General features: G+C 68.7%; 16 protein-coding genes. 12 read left to right on the top strand and 4 right to left on the bottom strand.

Annotated elements, in window-relative coordinates:
* Positions 1–331: 331 nt before the first annotated feature.
* Genes EV652_RS29750 through EV652_RS29735 form a run of 4 tightly spaced genes read left to right on the top strand, consistent with a single transcriptional unit; the run spans position 332 to position 5,344 of the window.
* Positions 332–1,675: an ammonium transporter gene (locus EV652_RS29750; protein WP_199238465.1), complete on the top strand. Its 1,344-nt coding sequence runs from the start codon at positions 332–334 to the stop codon at positions 1,673–1,675.
* Complete coding sequence (locus tag EV652_RS29745; protein WP_132212583.1) at positions 1,672–2,010, top strand: P-II family nitrogen regulator; 339 nt, start codon at positions 1,672–1,674, stop codon at positions 2,008–2,010. Before EV652_RS29750 ends, EV652_RS29745 begins: the two co-directional genes overlap by 4 nt.
* A complete protein-coding gene (locus tag EV652_RS29740; protein ID WP_132212582.1) occupies positions 2,011–4,275 on the top strand; it encodes a [protein-PII] uridylyltransferase in 2,265 nt (754 codons plus the stop codon).
* Between the two features lie 10 nt (positions 4,276–4,285).
* On the top strand, positions 4,286–5,344 hold the full coding sequence (locus EV652_RS29735) for a DUF2332 domain-containing protein (protein ID WP_132212581.1): 1,059 nt from the start codon (positions 4,286–4,288) through the stop codon (positions 5,342–5,344).
* Between the two features lie 9 nt (positions 5,345–5,353).
* On the opposite strand, the gene EV652_RS29730 is transcribed toward EV652_RS29735, so the two are convergent.
* The 3 genes from EV652_RS29730 to EV652_RS29720 all read right to left on the bottom strand — a co-directional run bounded on the left by EV652_RS29730 (position 5,354) and on the right by EV652_RS29720 (position 7,816).
* Positions 5,354–6,094, bottom strand: coding sequence for an arginase family protein (locus tag EV652_RS29730; protein ID WP_242002090.1), 741 nt, complete (start codon positions 6,092–6,094; stop codon positions 5,354–5,356).
* Positions 6,095–6,388: 294 nt separating this feature from the next.
* Complete coding sequence (locus EV652_RS29725) at positions 6,389–7,384, bottom strand: hypothetical protein (RefSeq protein WP_132212580.1); 996 nt, start codon at positions 7,382–7,384, stop codon at positions 6,389–6,391.
* Between the two features lie 3 nt (positions 7,385–7,387).
* Positions 7,388–7,816 carry a hypothetical protein gene (locus EV652_RS29720; protein ID WP_132212579.1) on the bottom strand — a complete coding sequence of 143 codons (429 nt, stop codon included), beginning with the start codon at positions 7,814–7,816 and terminating at the stop codon, positions 7,388–7,390.
* 144 nt (positions 7,817–7,960) lie between these two features.
* On the opposite strand from EV652_RS29720, the gene ffh reads away from it, so the two are divergent.
* The 8 genes from ffh to EV652_RS29680 all read left to right on the top strand — a co-directional run bounded on the left by ffh (position 7,961) and on the right by EV652_RS29680 (position 18,217).
* Entirely contained in the window at positions 7,961–9,529 is a 1,569-nt protein-coding gene (gene ffh, locus EV652_RS29715) for a signal recognition particle protein (protein WP_132212578.1), read from the top strand.
* A 160-nt stretch (positions 9,530–9,689) separates the two neighbouring features.
* Complete coding sequence (locus EV652_RS29710) at positions 9,690–11,027, top strand: lytic transglycosylase domain-containing protein (protein WP_132212577.1); 1,338 nt, start codon at positions 9,690–9,692, stop codon at positions 11,025–11,027.
* Between the two features lie 262 nt (positions 11,028–11,289).
* Complete coding sequence (locus EV652_RS29705) at positions 11,290–12,435, top strand: lytic transglycosylase domain-containing protein (protein WP_242002089.1); 1,146 nt, start codon at positions 11,290–11,292, stop codon at positions 12,433–12,435.
* 24 nt (positions 12,436–12,459) lie between these two features.
* A complete protein-coding gene (locus tag EV652_RS29700; RefSeq protein WP_132212575.1) occupies positions 12,460–13,554 on the top strand; it encodes an amidohydrolase family protein in 1,095 nt (364 codons plus the stop codon).
* A 164-nt stretch (positions 13,555–13,718) separates the two neighbouring features.
* Complete coding sequence (locus EV652_RS29695) at positions 13,719–15,056, top strand: N-acetylmuramoyl-L-alanine amidase (protein WP_242002088.1); 1,338 nt, start codon at positions 13,719–13,721, stop codon at positions 15,054–15,056.
* A 127-nt stretch (positions 15,057–15,183) separates the two neighbouring features.
* Positions 15,184–16,365: a sensor histidine kinase gene (locus EV652_RS29690; protein ID WP_132212573.1), complete on the top strand. Its 1,182-nt coding sequence runs from the start codon at positions 15,184–15,186 to the stop codon at positions 16,363–16,365.
* On the top strand, positions 16,353–16,991 hold the full coding sequence (locus tag EV652_RS29685; RefSeq protein WP_132212572.1) for a LuxR C-terminal-related transcriptional regulator: 639 nt from the start codon (positions 16,353–16,355) through the stop codon (positions 16,989–16,991). The genes EV652_RS29690 and EV652_RS29685 overlap by 13 nt, the downstream gene beginning before the upstream one ends.
* Positions 16,992–17,092: 101 nt before the next feature.
* Positions 17,093–18,217: a S1 family peptidase gene (locus tag EV652_RS29680; RefSeq protein WP_132212571.1), complete on the top strand. Its 1,125-nt coding sequence runs from the start codon at positions 17,093–17,095 to the stop codon at positions 18,215–18,217.
* A gap of 49 nt (positions 18,218–18,266) precedes the next feature.
* Here EV652_RS29680 and EV652_RS29675 read toward each other — a convergent pair whose 3' ends face one another.
* A complete protein-coding gene (locus EV652_RS29675) occupies positions 18,267–19,616 on the bottom strand; it encodes a flotillin family protein (RefSeq protein WP_132212570.1) in 1,350 nt (449 codons plus the stop codon).
* Between the last annotated feature and the right edge of the window lie 9 nt (positions 19,617–19,625).

The raw sequence follows: 19,625 nt of genomic DNA, 5'->3' as shown, positions 1-19,625 counted from the left end.
TTCCGGCGGATCCTCGGCTCCGCATCCGGGTCTCGTGGCCTGCCTCGGCGCGGCCTCACCCCGTGGTTCGTCCCCATTTCGCGTCCCCAGGTCGGACGGGTGCAGTGGCGCGGCTGCATACCCGTGTGGTCCAGGCCAGAGTGCCACACCTTCGCCGATGTCACGCCGATGTCACCTGAACGCCCTGTTTGTCACATGCCTGAAACAAACGGACCGATCGGCTGAAACGGCGCGCCGACACCGTGTGCGGTGTGGCTGAGCGCGGGCTCCCCGGCGTTGTGGAGTTCTCCCCGACTGAGGACGCCGGCCACTCCCCAGATCGATGGAAGGGATGACGTTGATGGAGATCAACGCCGGCGATACCGCCTGGGTCTTGATAAGCGCCGCCCTGGTGATGCTGATGACACCGGGCCTGGCTTTCTTCTACGGCGGCATGGTGCGCGTCAAGAGCGTGCTGAACATGATGATGATGAGCGCCATCACCATCGCCGTCGTCACACTGTTGTGGGTGCTGGTCGGTTACTCACTGACGTTCGGTGGTGACACCGGGCATGTGATCGGCAACTTCTCCGAAGTCGGCCTGGCCGGCCTGATCTCGCCCGACGCGGTGAGCGGGACGATCCCGACGCTCGCCTTCGTCGCTTTCCAGTTGATGTTCGCGATCATCACGCCGGCGCTGATCTCGGGTGCCATCGCCGACCGGGCCTCGTTCCGCGGCTGGATCGTGTTCGTGGCGGGCTGGACGACGCTGGTGTACTTCCCGGTCGCGCACTCGGTCTGGTTCCTGGACGACGGCAACGGCGGCTGGATCGGCGACAGCCTGGGCGCGATCGACTTCGCCGGCGGTACGGCGGTGCACGTGAACGCCGGTGCGGCCGCGCTGGCCCTGGCGATCGTGCTGGGCAAGCGGATCGGCTGGCGCAAGGACCCGATGCGGCCGCACAGCCTGCCGCTGGTCGTTCTCGGTGCCGCACTGCTGTGGTTCGGCTGGTTCGGCTTCAACGCGGGCTCCGCGCTGAGCGCCGGCACCACCGCCGCGGTCACCTTCGTCAACACCCAGGTCGCCACCGCGGCCGCCGTGATCGGCTGGCTGATCGTCGAGCGGATCCGGCACGGCAAGGCCACCACGCTGGGAATGGCCTCCGGTGCGATCGCCGGTCTGGTCGCGATCACCCCGGCCTGTGGCGCACTCACCCCGGTCGGCTCGATCATCCTCGGTCTCGTGGCCGGTGCAATCTGCGCCTTCGCGGTCTCGCTGAAGTACAAGCTCGGCTTCGACGACTCCCTCGACGTGGTCGGCGTCCACCTGGTCGGCGGTCTGGTCGGCTCGCTGGCGATCGGCTTCCTGGGTACGGCGGCCGCGCCGTCGGCCGTGAACGGCCTGTTCTACGGTGGCGGCGTCTCGCAGCTGGGCAAGCAGGCACTGGCCAACGTGGTGGTCGCGGTGTACTCCTTCACCGTGGCCTTCCTGCTCGGCAAGCTGATCGACAAGACCATCGGCTTCCGGGTCAAGGAGGACGACGAGGTCGCCGGTGTCGACCAGGCCGAGCACGCGGAGACGGCGTACGACTTCCTCGGGGCGTCGGGCCTGCGCGGCCACACCCCCCTCGCCCGGCCGCAGGCCGCGGCCGACAATGAGACCACCGAGGCTTCGAAGGAAGGTGCGAACGCATGAAGCTGATCACCGCGGTGGTCAAGCCGCACAAGCTGGAGGACGTCCGGGCCGCCCTGGAGACGTTCGGGGTCACCGGCATGACGGTGACCGAGGCCAGCGGCTACGGCCGGCAGAAGGGCCACACCGAGGTCTACCGCGGCGCGGAGTACGAGGTGGACCTGGTCCCGAAGGTCCGGGTCGAGGTCGTCGTCGAGGACGGCGACAGCGCGGACGTGGTGGACGTGATCGTCAAGGCGGCGCAGACCGGCAAGATCGGTGACGGCAAGGTCTGGGTGACTCCGGTGGAGTCCATCGTCCGGGTGCGCACCGGCGAGCTCGACGGAGACGCACTGTAGATGGTTGATCGAGCAGAACAGCGGCGCGTTCGTGCCGAGGAGGCCGACGCGCTGCTGTACCTGCTCCTCTCCAAGGCTTGTGACGCCCTCGGTGTACCTACCGAGGGCGTCGCGCTGGTCGCTGTCGGCGGCTACGGCCGGGAGGAGCTGTCGCCGTACAGCGACCTCGACGTGATGCTCGTGCACGCCGAGGGGTACCCACGGGTGGACGAGCTGGCCGCACAGATCTGGTATCCGCTGTGGGACTCGCGGACCAAGCTGGACCACAGTGTTCGCACGGTCGCGGAGGCCCAGAAGGCGGCTGCCGACGACATCCGGGTGGCCCTCGGCCTGCTGGACGCACGGCATGTCGCGGGGGACTCACATCTGACCCTGCAACTGCGGTCCGTGCTGATGGCGGACTGGCGCCGTACCGCGAAGACTCGGCTGCCCGCACTGGCTCAGGCGTGCAAAGACCGTGCCTCGACCGTCGGAGAGCTCGCACACCTTGCAGAGCCCGACCTCAAGGAGGCGTACGGCGGTCTGCGGGATGCCGTCGTACTGCGTGCCTTGGTGGCGTCGTGGCTGATCGACGTACCGCACCCGGTGGTGGAGCGGGCGCGACTGGACCTGCTGGAGATCCGGGACGAGCTGCACACGGTTGCGGGGCGTTCCACTGACCGGCTGGTCGCCGACGTGGCTGGAGAGGTTGCTGCGGGGCTGGGCATGGATGGCCGCGAGGAGCTCCTGCGGCACGTGTACTCGACCGGTCGGACGCTCGCGCACGTGTGTGACGTGTCCTGGCGGCGGATCGAGGGCCTGATGACCCGGCCGCCTCGGTCCCGGCGTCGTCAGCGGACCGGTGGACCGTTGCTGCTGGCACTCGACGAGGGAGTCGGCCAGCACGAGGGTGAAGTCGTACTGATGCCGGACGCGCGGCCGGAGCGGGACGCAGTACTGGGGCTGCGGGCTGCTGCTGTTGCCGCGGATCGAGAGCTTGTCTTGTCGCCTGCTGTCTGCGGACGGCTGGCCAATCGCGCTCTGGCTCTTCCTGAGCCCTGGCCGGGTGAGGCGCGGCGACTGCTGTGCGCTCTGCTGGGTGCGGGCAGCGGTCTGCTCGAGGTGTGGGAGGCGCTCGACCAGGCAGGCTACATCTCGCGGATCCTGCCCGAGTGGGACACAGTGCGGTTCCGGCCGCCGCAGTCGGCCATCCACCGATTCACTGTCGACCGGCATCTGCTGGAGACGTGTGTCGAGGCTTCGAAGATGGTCCGCGACGTACGGCGGCCCGACCTGCTCCTGGTCTCCGCACTGCTGCACGACCTCGGTAAGGCGGTCGAAGGCGACCACAGCGTCACAGGTGCGGTGATCGCAAGGACTGTGGCTCGCCGGCTCGGTTTCAGCGAGTCGGACGCGGACACGATCGCCCTGCTGGTCCGGCAGCACCTGATGCTCGCGCAGGTCGCTACTCGGCGAGACCTGGACGACCCGATGACCGTTGACCTGGTTGCCGGGATCGTCCGCACTACCGAGACATTGGACCTGCTGGAAGCCCTCACGTACGCCGACGCGCGTGCAGCCGGTCCCGCTGCGTCCTCGCCGTGGCGGATGCGGCTGGTCGGTGAGCTGTGCCGACGCGTGCGCGGTGAGCTGTCCGGGGGAGGGGAGAGCATGTGGACCGACGCTCCGCCGATCCCCGTACCCACGCTGCACCAGATCGTCGGAGTAGGGCGCCTCGGCGTGACCGTCTCCGAGCATCTCGGTGACCTGCGGGTCAATGTCGCCGTACCCGATCAAGTGGGAACGCTGTCGACTGTTGCGGCTGTGCTGGCGGTTGAGCGGCTCGCCGTTCGGTCTGCGGTCATCACATCCGTTGAAGGGCTGGGTATCTCGCAGTGGACCGTGGCCGGCTCGCCGCCCGACCCCACACGGTTGCGGGACCGACTCGCGGTGGCTCTGCGCGACGACACTGACCTGGTACGGCGCTTGGCCGCGCGCGACTCGTCCGCAGTGAAGGCACGGGTCGCCAGCCGGGTGGACCTGTTGCCTGGTGCTTCAGAGACGGCCACTGTGCTGCAGGTGCGAGCACACGACCGTCCGGGCCTGCTGTACGACGTCACGTCGGCTATCGCGTCCACTGGGGCCGATATCCGCTCTGCCCACGTGAGCACACTGGGTGCTGAGTGTGTGGACGTCTTCTACCTCACCGACAGCCACGGCTCGCCGCTGGACGACGAAGACGCGCGCACGACGGCAAAGACGGTCCTGGATCGTCTGACCTTCTAGTGTCGGCAGTGTGCATGTCGTAGAGACTCTCCAGCGTCAAGCGGTTGCCTGCGAGGACCTCGGGTCGTCGATGTACGCCGAGCTGTGCCGGCTCCTCGTGGACGACTACGAGGTCGGTGGGGTGTCCACTGGCGTACTGGCCGGCTATGAGGGCCGTCCGTTCGGTGACGCGATAGCACTGCGGTTGCTGGGCTCAGTGCATCGGCTTGTGCTGGCAGGGGAGGCGCCGGAGCTTGCAGCCTTCTATCCGAGCGTGGGTGGGTCGTGGGACCCGGTGCTGGGGTGGGAAGCGTTCGAGCAGGTGCTGCAGTCCCGGTCGGCCGAGCTGCGGTCGTTGCTGACCCAGCCGCCGCAGACGAACGAGGTCGGCCGGGCTGCTGCGCTGTACGGCGGCCTGCTGCAGTTGGTCGAGGCTGTGCCGCTGCCGGTGCGGCTGTTCGAGATCGGGTCGAGTGGTGGGCTCAACCTGCGGGCGGAACACTTTCGGTACAACGTGGCCGACGGGACGTCGTTCGGTGCTGCGGAGAGTCCGGTGGTCTTTGACGAGGCCTGGTCGGGTCACGCGTTGAAGCCGGCGCCGTTGCGGATCGCGGAGCGGGTCGGGAGCGACATCGCGCCGGTGAACCCGCTGACCGAGGACGGTGCGCGCACGCTGACGTCGTACGTGTGGCCGGACATGCCTGTGCGGCTGGCCCGGTTGCGCGGTGCCCTGGAGATCGCGCGTGAGGTGCCGGCCGACGTACGGCGGGAGGACGCGGTCTCGTTCCTGCACGGGTTGGAGTTGTCACGCGGGCACGTGACTGTCGTGTGGCACTCGATCATGTGGCAGTACCTGACCCGCGACGACCGGGCTGCGGTCGAGGCGCGGCTCGCAGAGCTCGGTGCCACGGCAGGGGAGTCGTCGCCGTTGGCCCGGCTGCGGCTCGAGCCCCTTCCGCGGACGCCGGGTGGGCCGTACGACTTCCTGGTGGAGTTGCAGCTCTGGCCGGGCGGCGTCCGGCGGATTCTCGGCCGGGCCGAGCCCCATGGCCAGGGCTTGGTCTGGCAACTTCCCACCGAGGTCAGGTAAGCCCAGCCCTCAACTGAGGGCCGCGACCAGGGTGTCGGTGAGCTCGGCGGCGTACCTGCCGTCCAGATCCAGATCGGGGTCGAAGATACCGATGTCGATACCCCTGCAGGTGGGTGCCGCGAGCAACGGTCGCAGCAGCTCGACGAGCTGGGCGTGATCGATGCCGCCCGGGTCGGGGCTGTCGACCGCCGGCATGATCGTCGCGTCGAGGATGTCGACGTCGAGATGCACCCAGAACCCGTCGAGCTCGTCTCGCTCGAGGTGCTGCAGCACGCCGCTCGCTGCTGCGGTCGCATCCTCGGCGACCTTGAGGGCCGGCCAGACCGGGATCCCGGCGGCCGTCACGTCGCCGACGTACTCGTCGTCCGCCCGAATGCCGAGCAGCGCTGCATCGGTGTCTCTGGTGTAGGGGCCCTGCTGCTCTAGATCGGTGAGATCCGCCTGCCCGCGCCCGGTGATCAACGCGAGCGCCTCACCACCGGCGGCCCCGACGTGCGGCGAGTTGTCGACCGTCCGGAAGTCCGAGTGCCCGTCCAGGTAGACGACGCCGTACCGCCCCCGCCGCTTCAACGCCAACGCCGGCCCGAGCAGGTTGCTGCACTCACCCCCGAGCAGAACCACGAACCGCTCTTCGTCGAACAGCTTCGTCAGCCGATCCGCCAACTTCACCGTGTACGCCGCCATCCCCTCGGCGTTGAACACCCCGTCCCCCGGCTTCCACCCCTCCCGGTCGTACCGAGGCGGCGTCACGCACCCCGCATCCCCAGCCCCGATCCGCTGCAGGAACCCCTGATCCCGGACCGCCCCCGCCAACTTGTAACACCCCGGCACACCCCCCACCACCGGCGGCCGCAACCCCAAATTGGAAGGCCCATCCACCACCACCCAGCTCTTCGCCACACCACACCTCTAACCGCTAGTAGTTGCTCTACCGGTTAGATCCTGGCGGTCTCTGGGGTCAGGTGTCAACGAACCTCAATCCCGCCACCGTCTGCCGACGGATCCACCCACGGCGTCCCGCCCGCCAACATCTCCTCCGACCGCTCACTCACGGGTGCGGCCCGGCTCTGGCGTGGAGGGCGGGCCGGTGCGCCGCGCACCTAGCCCCAGCGACGGCCTCAGTGCTACGGCTCCATCCGCTGGCGCCTGCGCATCCAGGAATCGCAAGCCACCAGCCACATCGGCCTCCGCAGACCCGGCCTCGAGCCGTCCACGCCCGGCCACCTGCCCAAACCCCTCACCCTCGAACGGCCGCCAACCGCCGCCCCGGTAATACCGCCGAACCTCATCGACCTTCGCATCCAGCCCCATCCGAATCTCCAGCGCGACCCGCTCACCGATGCTTGTCGGCTGGTCGGGAAGCTGAGGCCACACGTCGTGAAGCATCGGTCTGATGAGCGCCGCTCGCACCGCGCGTTGATGATCCGGGTGGTGTGGCACGACATCCCACAGCCGGTTGCGGACGACGCCGCCGGCGAGTCGATCGAAATGCGTCGCAGCTGGACCCGCGACGAGCTCGTCCGTCAGATCTTCCCGTGACGTGAAGATTCCACTGGCCTGGTCGAGCAGGCGGTCAGTCGCCGCGAAGGCACCTTCGTACTGCGGTCCGGGCAGCACGACATCCTGGTAGCCCGCCCGCCAGGTGAAAGCCTGGAAGTCCTCAATGGCGCGCACTTCGGCGACACCCTCGGTCAGGCCGAGGCTGTGCTTGGAGTCCACCGCATTCGGCTCGGTGGGGGCCTTCAGCGCCATGCCTGCGTGCGTCGACTCGTGCAGGACCGTGGCCAGCGCCTCGGCCTGCTCGACGGGGTGGTGATGCGACGTCTTTCCAGTCAAGTGCGGCAGCACGAGCTGGGCGGAGAGACGGACAGCGCCGGTCAGCGGGCTCACGCTGCCCCAGACGGCGGTGTCGGTGGCGTAGAGCTCACCGTTCCATCTGTCCACCGGCGTCGACCGGAGCGTCCGGGCTATCCGGTACAGGCGCACGAACTCCCGGTAGACCGCAGACTCAGGCGCGATCAGCCGGTCGGCGGCGGCCACGAGTCAGCTTCCCGGGCCTGCGGGGCCGTCGGTCCAGCTCGGCTCGCGAAGCTCGGCTTCGAGGTGGTCGAGCACTCGGGTCATCGCCCTGATGTGCGGCGCCTCGTCCTCGGGCGCGCGATCGGCGATCGCCCAGATGCGTCGACGTGCCTCCTGCAGTGCAGCGATGCGTTCCTCGACGGTGTCGCCCGTCCGGTACGAATCGGCGTGGATCGCGCCGGCTTCGTCGTACAGCGCACTCCACTGACGAGGCGGTGCGGGCGGTACGGCGAGCGACTCGATCAGGCGCAAGGCCCAGTCGCGGTCCTCGGCGGGATCGTCGGCCGACACCAGTGCGCGCAGCCGCTCCTGCTCCCGGCCGACATCTGCCCGCTCGGACCTGATCCGGCGCCTGGCCCCGGAAAAGGCAGAGTTGAAACCCGCGATGTCCATGTCTGTTCCTCTACGCGCCGTCGATCGCTGTCGGTGACAACGGTAGTGACCGGAGTTCGACGGCGGCGGGAGTTATCCACAGGTGGGGTGGTCGGTAGACTCGGTGGGGTTGTACTGGGTTTTCTCTGAGGAACGGACTGTTTCGTGTTCGATACGCTTTCTGATCGGTTGGCGGCCACCTTCAAGAACTTGCGTGGCAAGGGCAAGTTGACTGATGCCGATATCGAGGCGACGACGCGGGAGATCCGGATCGCGCTGCTGGAGGCGGATGTCGCGCTGCCGGTGGTGAAGGAGTTCATCGCGGCGGTCCGGGAGCGGGCCAGCGGGGCCGAGGTGCGCGGCGGGCTGAACCCGGCGCAGCAGGTGATCAAGATCGTCAACGAGGAACTGGTCACGATCCTCGGCGGCGAGACCCGCGAGCTGCAGATGGCGAAGCGGCCGCCGACGGTGATCATGCTGGCCGGTCTGCAGGGTGCCGGTAAGACGACCCTGGCCGGGAAGCTGGCCAAGTGGCTGAAGGAGACCAGGCACCAGACGCCGATGCTGGTCGCGGCCGACCTCCAGCGGCCGAACGCGGTGACCCAGCTCCAGGTGGTCGGCGAGCGGGCCGGCGTACCGGTGTTCGCGCCCGAGGCCGGTAATGGCGTCGGCGACCCGGTGGACGTGGCCCGCCGGGCGATGGACGAGGCGCGGGACAAGCAGCACAGCGTGGTGATCGTTGACACGGCCGGCCGGCTGGGTGTCGACGAGGTGCTGATGAAGCAGGCTGCCGACATCCGCGACGCGGTCACGCCGGACGAGATCCTGTTCGTGGTCGACGCGATGATCGGTCAGGACGCGGTCACCACGGCCCAGGCGTTCCTGGACGGGGTCGGGTTCGACGGCGTCGTCTTGTCCAAGCTGGACGGTGACGCCCGCGGTGGCGCCGCGCTGTCGATCGCGCAGGTGACCGGCCGTCAGGTGATGTTCGCCTCGAACGGCGAGAAGCTCGAGGACTTCGACGTCTTCCACCCCGACCGGATGGCCTCGCGCATCCTCGGCATGGGCGACGTGATGAGCCTGATCGAGCAGGCCGAGCGCAGCTTCGACGCCGAGGAGGCCGCCAAGACCGCGGCCAAGCTGCAGAAGAAGGGCGGCAAGGATTTCACCCTGGACGACTTCCTCGCCCAGATGCAGTCGGTCCGCAAGATGGGCCCGCTGACCAAGATCTTCGGCATGCTGCCGGGAGCGTCGCAGTTCAAGGACCAGCTGGAGAACTTCGACGAGCGCGAGATCGACCGGATCGAGGCGGTCATCCACTCGATGACGCCGGCCGAGCGGACCGATCCGAACATCATCAACGGCTCCCGCCGGGCCCGGATCGCGAAGGGTTCCGGCACCGAGGTCGCCACCGTCAGCGGGCTGGTCGAGCGGTTCTTCGAGGCACGCAAGATGATGAACGCGATGGCGACCGGCAAGGGCATGCCGGGGATGCCGGGAATGCCCGGGATGCCGGGGATGGCCGGTGGCGGCGGCGCCCGGAAGGCGAAGCAGCAGGCGAAGAAGGGCAAGAAGCGCGGCTCCGGCAACCCGGCCAAGCGGGCCGGCCAGACCAACGCGCAGCCGTCCGCACCGCAGCCGGGCCAGCTGCCCGCCGCGTTCGGCGGCGCCGGCCAGAACGGCGACGACTTCGAGCTCCCGGACGACCTGAAGAAGATGCTCGGCGGTCAGTAGGCGCGCGTACGGTGGGTGACACGCGAGGGGGAGCTTGATCGGTACTTGGTGACTGCGTGAAGTGGCGCACCGTTACCGGTTGTCCGTAACCCTCTGGCGACTAAGATCGTGCCTACGCCCGAACACCCCGGTACTGCGAACACGTCGAAGGACGGCTCGGATGAGGCAGCAGTTCAAGAACCTGGATACGTGGCGGGGAAAGTTGACCGCCACCTGGGTCATCTTGGCGCCGCCGACCGCCATGGTCGCCGTGTTCGTCGCCGGCGGAGTCACCTCGAACACGTTCATCGTCGACGCGCACGCGCTGGCCCAGCCGCGCCAGGATGCGCAGTTCGACGAGTTGGCCGAGAACGTCCCGAGCCAGCCGGGTGCCGACGGCAGCCTGCCGACCCAGGAGAAGTCGCAGATCCAGGTGCCGGTTACCGGTGCGGTCGACGGTCCGGTGCAGCCGATCCCGGGGATCACCGGCAACCCGTCGGGCATCCCGGGGACAGTGCTGGCGGCGTACCAGAAGGCTGCCAACGAGCTGGCCGTGACGATGCCGGGTTGTCACATCACCTGGCCGTTGCTGGCCGGGATCGGCAAGGTCGAGTCCGCGCACGCCAGCGGCGGCCGGGTGGAGCCGAACGGGAACACCCGCGGCAAGATCCTCGGTCCGGTCCTCGACGGCGGTCCGGGGATGGCTGCGATCACGGACACCGATCAGGGTCTGTACGACGGGAACACGGCCTGGGACCGTGCGGTCGGGCCGATGCAGTTCATCCCGGGGACGTGGACGGCGTTCGGGGCCGACGGCAACGGTGACGGGGTCAAGGACCCGCACAACGTCTACGACGCGGCCCGGGCGGCCGGCGGTTACCTGTGCTCGGGTGGTGCGAACCTGTCCGATCCGCAGGGCCTGGTGCAGGCGGTGCTGCGCTACAACCACTCGATGGACTACGTGTCCACGGTGCTCCGGTGGATGCAGACCTACGCCAACCAGACCGTGACGATCCCGGACACCGAGGGCGTGATCAGCCCGCCGGTCGACGACAACGGCAACGTGGACCAGTCGAACGATCCGACCCGGACGAACACCACGGCGCCGACCACGCCTGCGCCGACGGTCGCGCCGACGTCTCAGCCCAGTACGCCGATCCCGTCGACGACCACCTCGAAGCCGCCCACCACGTCGAAGCCGAGCAGCCCGGCGACCACCACGCCCAAGCCGCCGATGACGGCGTCGCCGAAGCCGCCGACGACCACCCCGACGACGCCGCCGACCAGCACCCCCACCACGCCGTCGGAGACGCCGACACCGACACCGACACCGACACCGACGCCGACACCGACGCCGACACCGACGCCCACGCCGACTCCGGAGCCGACGCCGACCTGTACGCCGACGCCGACCACCACGCCGACGGCCACCCCGACCCCGGAACCGTGCGCGACGGCCCCGCAGGGCGACCCGAGTTCCCAGTCCACCCCGGACCAGGCGCCTCAGCCGGCCGGCTGAGCCAGCCGGACCACCGGGGTTTTCAAGCCGGGGTAACCGGGCAGATTACCTGCCTCTCGCGGCGCCTCGGCCCGCTGACTCACGCCTGAGCCGTGCCCGTTGTCGGAGGTGTTGGCGGGTCAGGTAACTTTGCGTCGACTTGATGTAACTTTCTGGCGTAGAGATCGTTGAGGGGTCTATGCGCCTAACCCGTAGTGGTAACCGTCGGGTCAAAATCATCATCGCCTCACTGTGCACGGCCCCTCTCCTGGTCGGGGCCATCGTGACAGTCGCCTCGGGCGGGGCCGGTGCCTCCGGTCAGCTCGCGGCGGACAGCCCGGTTGCTCCATCGCCTGGAGCCGGTCTGAACAGCGGTGAGTTCGACGAACTGACGATGATCGTCCCGCAGCGTCCCGGAGTGGACGGCCGGGTCGGTTCGGACAAACCTGCCCGTGCCGACGTACCCGTCCAGGGTGCGACCGACGGCCGGTCCGTGGTCCGGCCGGGACGACCGGATGCCGTCAACGGCATCCCGCGCGGGGTGTTCCCCGCCTACCGCCGCGCCACCGCGAATCTCGCCGTGGTCCGGCCGAACTGTGGGCTCACCTGGCCGTTGCTGGCCGGGATCGGCAAGGTCGAGTCCGACCACGCCAGCGGCGGCCGGGTCGACGTGGCCGGCACCACCCGGGGCAAGATCCTCGGCCCGGTGCTGAACGGTCGCGGCGGCAACGGCCGGATCACCGACTCCGACAAGGGCCGGTACGACAGCGATCTGACCTGGGACCGTGCGGTCGGTCCGATGCAGATCATTCCGCAGGTGTGGACCGAATTCGGCGCCGATGGCAACGGTGACGGCTTCCGCAACCCGAACAACGTGTACGACGCGGTCACCACGGTCGCGGTGTACCTGTGCTCGGAGGGCGACGACCTCAAGCGGCCGCGTGACCTGGTCGCGTCCCTGCTGCGGTACCAGCACTCCAAGGACTTCGTCGCCACCGTGCTGAAGTGGATGCGGGTCTACAGCAAGAACGCGGTGCTGATCCCGAACGAGAAGGGCAGCCTGTCGGTGCCCAGGGCAACCGGTAACGCCGAGCGCAAGGTGGACCCGCGCGACGTGCCGGACATCGCGGACGACAAGCCGACCACGTCCACCACGCCGAAGCCGAAGCCGACCGCGCCGACCACGGACGAGCCCACTGTGCCGGACCCGGTGGACACGCCGACCAAGGAGCCGACGCACAAGCCGACCCGGCCGCCGACAAGGCCGACGCCGACCCCGACGCCGACTCCCACGCCGACACCGACCCCCACGCCGACACCAACCCCGACGCCGACTCCGACCCCGTCGGACACGCCGACCAGTACGCCGTGCTCGACGAGTGATCCGACCACGCCCACCTGCACCCCGGGCGGCGGCTCGCACGGCTGAGGTCGTTCCGGTTAACGTCGCGGTATGACGGAAACCGGCGTACTCAGGCTCGTCGGCACGGTGTTGCCGGCCGGCGAGCGGCAGGAGATCCATCTCAGCGGTGGGCTGGTCGTCGACCCGCCCGCCGCTGCCGATGTCAGCACCGTGGACACCGGCGGCTGGATCGTGCCCGGTCTGGTCGACGCGCACTGTCACATCGGGCTGGACCAGCACGGTGCCGTCGACCGGGAGACCCAGGAGCAGCAGGCGATCGCCGACCGGGAGGCCGGTGCGCTGCTCGTCCGGGACGCGGGTTCGGCCGCGGACACCCGGTGGATCGACGATCGCGAGGATCTGCCGAAGATCATCCGGGCCGGCCGGCACATCGCACGTTCGAAGCGCTACATCCGCAACTACGGCTGGGAGATCGAGCCGGAGGAGTTGGTCGCGTACGTCGAGCAGGAGGCCAAGCGTGGTGACGGCTGGGTCAAGCTGGTCGGCGACTGGATCGACCGCGACGCCGGCGACCTGACCGCCTGCTGGCCGGCCGAGGCGCTCGATGCGGCGATCGCCCGCGCCCACGAGCTCGGCGCCCGGGTCACCGCGCATGTCTTCGGTGAGCACGCCCTGCCGGACCTGCTTGCCGCCGGCATCGACTGCATCGAGCACGGCACCGGTCTGCTCCCGGACATGCTGGACCGGATGGCCGAGCACGGTGTCGCGGTGGTCCCGACGCTGATTCAGGTGGAGAACTTCCCGGAGTACGCCGACCAGGCCGCCGCCAAGTTCCCGGTGTACTCGGCGCACATGCGTGACCTGTACGACCAGCGCCTGGTCCGGCTCCGGGATGCCTTCGAGGCCGGCGTACCCGTGTATGCCGGGACCGACGCGGGCGGTGTGCTCGGGCACGGCCTGGTGGCGCAGGAGATCCAGGCGCTGACGAGCATCGGCATGTCCGGCGAGCAGGCGCTGGCCGCCGGGTCGTGGGCGGCACGCGAGTGGCTGGGTGCCCCGAGCAACCTCCGGCCGGGTGATCCGGCCGATCTGGTCGTGTACGACGAGGATCCCCGGGTGAATCCCACCGTCCTCAGCCACCCGCGGGTGATCCTGCTCCGTGGCAAGGTGGTCTTCGGGGCGTGACGGACCGAATTCACGCCGTGACGGGAAAAAGTTCACCCAAACCCTGGTCGCGGCGGAAGAATTTGGCTTAGCGTGACCCGTGACACCGGGACCGCCGACGCCCCTCGGCGGACCGGAGCAAGGGAAGGAACCGCCCGATGGGGAAAACCGCCCGAGTACCCAGAATGTCCGGACTGCTCGCCGCCGCGGCCGCCGGCGCCCTCGCACTGAGTGCCCTGCCGAGCAACGCCGCACCGTCCGAACCGACGAGAGCGTCCACTGACCTCGCCACCGCGTTCCAGGAAGCGGCAGCCACGTACGACGTACCGCGGGAGGTGCTCGTCGGCGTCGGCTACGCCGAGTCGCACCTCGACGGCCACAACGGCCTGCCCAGCCAGGCAGGCGGGTACGGCGTGATGCACCTGGTCAGCAACAACAAGAACCCGACGATGTCGCAGGCAACGAAACTCACCGGTCTGCCGGTCGAGAAGCTGGCCAAGAACACCGCGGCCAACATCCTCGGCGCCGCGGCCGTCCTGGACTCGTACGCCGATGCAGCGAAGCTGACTGATCGGTCGAACCTCGGCAAGTGGTACGAGGTGATCGCGAAGTACTCGCACTCCGCGGACGCCCCGACCGGCCGGCTCTACACCGACGAGGTCTACAAGATCATCGGCCAGGGCGTGAACGCGGCAGGCGTCACCACCGAGCCGAAGAAGGTCACCCCGGACCGTGGCGCCTACGCCAAGGTCGCTCCGCTCGGAACGCGTACGCCGACCTCGGTCGCGGCCGTGGACTACCCGGGCGCGATCTGGAATGCGGCCAGCACCAGCAACTACCGCGTCGGCCGGACCGCGGCGATCTCCACGATTGTCATCCATGTGACGCAAGGCTCGTACGCCGGCACGATCAGTTGGTTCAAGAACCCGTCGGCCCAGGTGAGCGCGCACTACGTGATCCGGTCCAGCGACGGCCAGGTCACCCAGATGGTGGCCGAGAAGGACACTGCCTGGCACGTGCGGACCGAGAACCCGTACACGATCGGCATCGAGCACGAGGGCTGGGTGGACCAGCCGTCCTGGTTCACCGACGCGATGTACCGCTCGTCGGCCGCGGTGACCCGCAACATCGCCGACCGTCGTGGCATCCCGAAGGACCGGGCCCACATCCGGGGCCACAGTGAGATGCCCAACAACGACCACACCGACCCGGGTCCGAACTGGAACTGGAACTACTACATGGAGTTGGTGAACGGCGGGAACCCGAACCCGCCGACGTACAACTTCACCACCTATGGCACCGGCGTCCGGGTCCGCTCGGCGCCCAGCCTGTCCGCCTCGATCGTGACCACACTGCCCGGCCCGACCCAGGTGTTCGTCATCTGCCAGGTGCAGGGTGACCCGGTCACCGCCGAAGGCACCACCAACAACTGGTGGGCCAAGCTCCGCGACCAGGGCGGCTACATGACCAACATCTACATCGACCACCCCGACCCAAAGCTCCCCGGCGTACCTGAGTGCTAGCTGAACATCCGAGGGCCCGGGAGATCCCGGGCCCTCGGCGTTTGTCAGCCTGGTCCAGCGAACGCCCGGGTGAAGGGTAGAGCCTGCTGTAGCGACTGCGGTGTCCTGGTGGCGGAGGATTGAGGACATGTTGACCAAGATCCTGTCCCGTGGCGGCAGAGCCAGCGGCTACCTAGCCCTCCGCTTCCTGACGGGTATGGGCATCCTCGTGGCGCTCCCGCTGGGCTTGCTGTTCGCCTGGCTCCCTGCTGTGAGGGCAGGTCTCGTCCGGCTGGCGAACGTGGAGCGATCCCAAGCGTCCCGGTACCTCGACCTTCCGGTCGAAGCGGCGGGCAGCTCCTTCAAGCGCAGCCTGCGGCTCCTGCTGATGCCAGTGGTCATGATCCCGGAACTGCTGGTGGCAGTCATCGCCGTGGTCGGCGCACCGGCAGCACTTGCCGGCATGCTGCTGTGGCAGCTTGACCCGGGCAACTTCAGCCTCATGGGTGTCGGTGTGGACGGCTGGTTCGAGGCGCTCACAAACGGTCCGATGCAGGTTCTGGTCAGCCTGGGTGTCCTGGGCTGGGGGGCTCCGGCACTGGCACGTGGACACGCTCGCACTGCCCTCAGCCTGCTCGCACCGAGTGAAGCCGAGTTGGACACCGCTAGGCTCAGCCAGCGAGTGGAGCAGCTCACCAAGAGCCGTGCCGGTGCAGTGGACTCGCATGGTGCGGAGCTGCGTCGCATTGAGCGAGACCTGCATGACGGGACCCAAGCCCAGCTGGTGTCGCTGGCCATGCGCATCGGCATCGCCAAGCAGATGATGGCCGATGACCCGGAGAAGGCCGCCAGCCTCCTCGACGACGCCCGTGACGGTGCAGAGCAGGCTATGAACGAGCTGCGCGGCGTACTGCGGACCATGTACCCGCCGATCCTCGCCGACCGCGGTCTGGCCGGGGCGGTCTCCGCACTGTGCGCCCGCTGCCCACTACCGGTCGACCTCAGGTTGGGCGAGCTCGGCCAGGTCCCGGCCGCTGTCGAGGCTGCCGCCTACTTCGCCGTTGCCGAGTCGCTCACCAACATCACCAAGCACTCCGCGGCCGGGCATGTCGACGTACTGATGGAACGGCGTGGTCCGGAGCTGTACCTGGCGATCACCGACGACGGGATCGGTGGTGCGCGGATCAGCCAACAGGCTGACCAGCTGGGCCGGGGGAGCGGTCTGCATGGCATGCTCCACCGGGTGGAAGCGATCGACGGACGGCTCGAGCTGCAGAGCCCGATCGGTGGGCCGACGACAGTCGAGGTGGTGCTGCCGTGCGGGTCGTGATCCTGGAGGACAACCCGATCCTGGCCGAGGGACTGGGCCTGCTGCTCGGTAACTCCGGCTTCGAGGTGGTCGCGGTCGCCGGTGACGCGGACGAGTTTGCGAAAGTCATGGCCGACAACGCTCCGGAGATCGCGATCGTCGACGTACGGCTGCCGCCCACGTTCACCGACGAGGGCCTGCGCGCCGCGATCGAAGCCCGCCGGCTCCGCCCTGGTCTCCCGGTGCTCGTGTTCTCGCAGTACGTCGAGGAGGTGTACGCCGCCGAGCTGCTGGCCGCCGGAAGTGAGGGCGTCGGCTACCTGCTCAAGGATCGCGTCTCCCGGGTCGACGAGTTCTTGGAGGCGGTACGACGAGTGGCCGCCGGCGGGACCGTGCTCGACCCGGAAGTGGTCAGCCAGCTGATGGTGAAGCGGAGCAGTCCGCTGGATCGCCTGACACCGCGCGAGCGGGAGGTGCTCGCACTGATGGCCGAAGGACTGGGCAACGCGGCGATCGCGGAGAAGCTGGTCGTCTCCGAAGGTGCCGTGCACAAACACGTCGGCAACGTGTTCCTCAAGCTCGATCTGCCCCCGACCGATTCGGGTCACCGCCGCGTCCTCGCCGTACTCGCACACCTGGGTCTCTGACAACGTCGGTCATTCGCCCTTGACGAGCCGGGCCCAGTAGGTCACTCTCATGTGCGAGAGCGCTCTCACGCACCGAACCGCCCCTAGGTGAGGAGAGTCCGATGAAAGTCCTTCTAGCCGCCGTGCTCGTCGTGAGCGCGGTGACCGTCCCCAGCCAGGCTGTCGCGGCGAGCCCTGACCAGCCGCTCGCCGTACCGCGTCAAGCGGCAGCTATGCAGCAAGACTTCGGTCTGACCGAGCAGCAGATGAAGCAACGTCTGAAGGCCGAAACAGCCGCGGCCAAACTCCTGCCGGCCGCTCAGCGGGCTGCTGGGGCCGACTTCGGTGGCGCATGGTTGGACGCGACCACTCAGAAACTGGTGATCGGCCTGGCCGGGCAGGATCGTGCGGCGGCAGTGAAGGCCACCGGCGCGCAGACTGTCGCCGTACCGGTGCCGGCGGCGGAGCTGGACCGGCGCAAGGCAACTGTCGACAAGCTGGCCGGCAAGGCAGTGCCCGATGCGGTCAGTGGCTGGGCGGCTGACCCGCGCACCGGCAGCGTCGTCATCAATGTGCAAGCGGGTAAGCGTTCCGAGGCTGTCGACGCGTTCGTGGCCAAGGTCGCGAAGGCCGGCGCGGTCACGGTCCGGGAGGTGGCTGCCCAAGCACCACAGACGTTCGCGGCCGGCACGGTCGGCGGTGACCCGTACTACGTCAGCAACATCCGCTGCTCGATCGGGTTCTCCGTACACGGCGGCTTCGTCACGGCCGGCCACTGCGGTCGCGGCGGCACGGTCCGCGGCTGGGACGGCTCGGACATGGGCAGCTTCCGCGGATGGTCCTTCCCCGACAACGACTACGGCTGGGTCTCGGTCGGCAACGGCTGGTGGACCGTACCCGTGGTGCTCGGCTGGGGCCAGGTGAGCGACCAACTGGTCCGCGGCTCCTGGGAGGCGCCGGTCGGTTCGTCGGTCTGCCGCAGTGGGTCGACGACCCATTGGCACTGCGGCCAGATCCTGGCGAAGAACGAGACCGTGAACTACGGCAACGGCCAGTTGTTCCACGGCGCGACCAAGACCAGCGTGTGCGCCGAGGGCGGCGACTCCGGCGGGTCGTTCATCACCGGTGACCAGGCCCAGGGTGTCACCTCCGGCGGCTGGGGCAACTGCAGCAGCGGCGGGGAGACCTGGTTCCAGCCCGTCAACGAGATCCTCTCGGCCTACGGCCTCACCCTGCACACAGCCTGAAACGCAAAGATCCCGGATCCCCGCCGCGCGGGGATCCGGGATCTTTGCGTCACGCAGGTTCGTTGGGAACCGACTCGAGGGTGGGCTTGTCGCCGTTCTTGGTCGACAGCGAGTCGATCAGCTGCTTGGCCAGGGCGAAACCGGAACCGCCCATGGTGATGGTCTTCACCAGGGTGTCCTCGATGCCCTGGGCACCGTTCAGCACGACCATGTTGCCGACCTTCTCGAACGAACCCGCCGCCGCGGCGACGATCTCCGGGTACGCCTCGGCCAGCTGCTGGGCGACGACCGCGTCGGTGTTGGTGGCCAGCGCCTCGGCCCGCGCCTTGATACCGGCCGCCTCCGCCATCGCCTTGGCCTGGACGGCGGACGCCTCGGCCTTACCGTTCAGCTCGGTGGCCTTCGCCTGTGCCTCACCGCGCAGGGTGACCTCGCGGGCGTGGGCCTCGGCGGCCGCGATCTGTGCGTCGCGCGCGGCCTGGGCCAGCGTGCGCTGCTTGTACGCCTCGGCGTCGGCCGGCTTCAGCACCGTCGACTCCAGCTGCTTCTCGGCCAGCGACGCGTTCAGCTTCGCGGTCTCCGTCTCGGCGACGACGACCTCCTGCCGGGCCAGGGCCTCGGCCAGCGGGCCGGACTGCGAGGCCTTCGACTTCGCCTGGTCCACCTCGGCCTGGTAGCCGGCCTGGGCGATCGAGCTCTGCCGTACTGCGGCCGCCTTGGCAGCGGCGGCGACCTGCTCGCGCTCGGTCGCCTCGCGGTCCCGCTCGGCCTGCGCGATTCGGGCGGCCGCCTCGACCGCCGCGGCCTGCGGGCGGCCCAGGTTCTTGATGTAGCCGGACTCGTCGTCGATCTCCTGGATCTGCAGCGAGTCCACCACCAGGCCGAGCTTCTCCATGTCGCCGGCCAGCGAGCCGCGGATGTTCGTGGTCAGCGTCTCCCGGTCGTGCAGCATCTCCTCGACCGTGGTCGAACCGACGATCGCGCGCAGGTGGCCCGCGAACAGCTCGTGGATGGTGCTCATCACCTGCTCGTCGCTCTGCTCCAGGAACCGCCGGGCCGCGTTCGCGATCGAGCCGTAGTCGTCACCGACCTTGTACGCCGTGACGCCCTTGATGTGCAGCGGGATGCCCTGACTGGACACACACGTCACCGTCAGCGGCGTGGCGCGGATGTCCAGCGGCAACCGCCGTACGGTCTGGAATCCGGGCAGCACCGCGGTACCGCGGCCGACGACGATCTTGAAGCCGAGCGTTTCGTTGACCTGGTCCTGGCTCGAGTGCGCGCCGAGGCCGGAGATGATCAGGGCCTCGTTCGGTTCGGCCACCCGCCAGACCATCCGGAACAGGATGAGCAGGACCAGCAGTGCGACGGCACCGATGATCAGGTACGTCCAGAGCATTTCCCCTCC

Source organism: Kribbella steppae, from assembly GCF_004342025.1.
In the GTDB taxonomy this organism is placed as follows: Bacteria; Actinomycetota; Actinomycetes; order Propionibacteriales; family Kribbellaceae; genus Kribbella; species Kribbella steppae.
Note: the sequence above shows the minus strand (reverse complement) of the source record. Positions and strands in the feature narration are given on the sequence as shown.

Excerpts from the sequence above, each read along its gene's own strand:
- EV652_RS29750 (WP_199238465.1), top strand. The coding sequence starts at position 332 with ATGACGTTGATGGAGATCAACGCCGGCGATACCGCCTGGGTCTTGATA.
- EV652_RS29745 (WP_132212583.1), top strand. The coding sequence starts at position 1,672 with ATGAAGCTGATCACCGCGGTGGTCAAGCCGCACAAGCTGGAGGACGTC.
- EV652_RS29740 (WP_132212582.1), top strand. The coding sequence starts at position 2,011 with ATGGTTGATCGAGCAGAACAGCGGCGCGTTCGTGCCGAGGAGGCCGAC.
- EV652_RS29720 (WP_132212579.1), bottom strand. The coding sequence starts at position 7,816 with ATGGACATCGCGGGTTTCAACTCTGCCTTTTCCGGGGCCAGGCGCCGG.
- EV652_RS29710 (WP_132212577.1), top strand. The coding sequence starts at position 9,690 with ATGAGGCAGCAGTTCAAGAACCTGGATACGTGGCGGGGAAAGTTGACC.
- EV652_RS29700 (WP_132212575.1), top strand. The coding sequence starts at position 12,460 with ATGACGGAAACCGGCGTACTCAGGCTCGTCGGCACGGTGTTGCCGGCC.
- EV652_RS29695 (WP_242002088.1), top strand. The coding sequence starts at position 13,719 with ATGTCCGGACTGCTCGCCGCCGCGGCCGCCGGCGCCCTCGCACTGAGT.
- EV652_RS29690 (WP_132212573.1), top strand. The coding sequence starts at position 15,184 with ATGTTGACCAAGATCCTGTCCCGTGGCGGCAGAGCCAGCGGCTACCTA.
- EV652_RS29680 (WP_132212571.1), top strand. The coding sequence starts at position 17,093 with ATGAAAGTCCTTCTAGCCGCCGTGCTCGTCGTGAGCGCGGTGACCGTC.
- EV652_RS29675 (WP_132212570.1), bottom strand. The coding sequence starts at position 19,616 with ATGCTCTGGACGTACCTGATCATCGGTGCCGTCGCACTGCTGGTCCTG.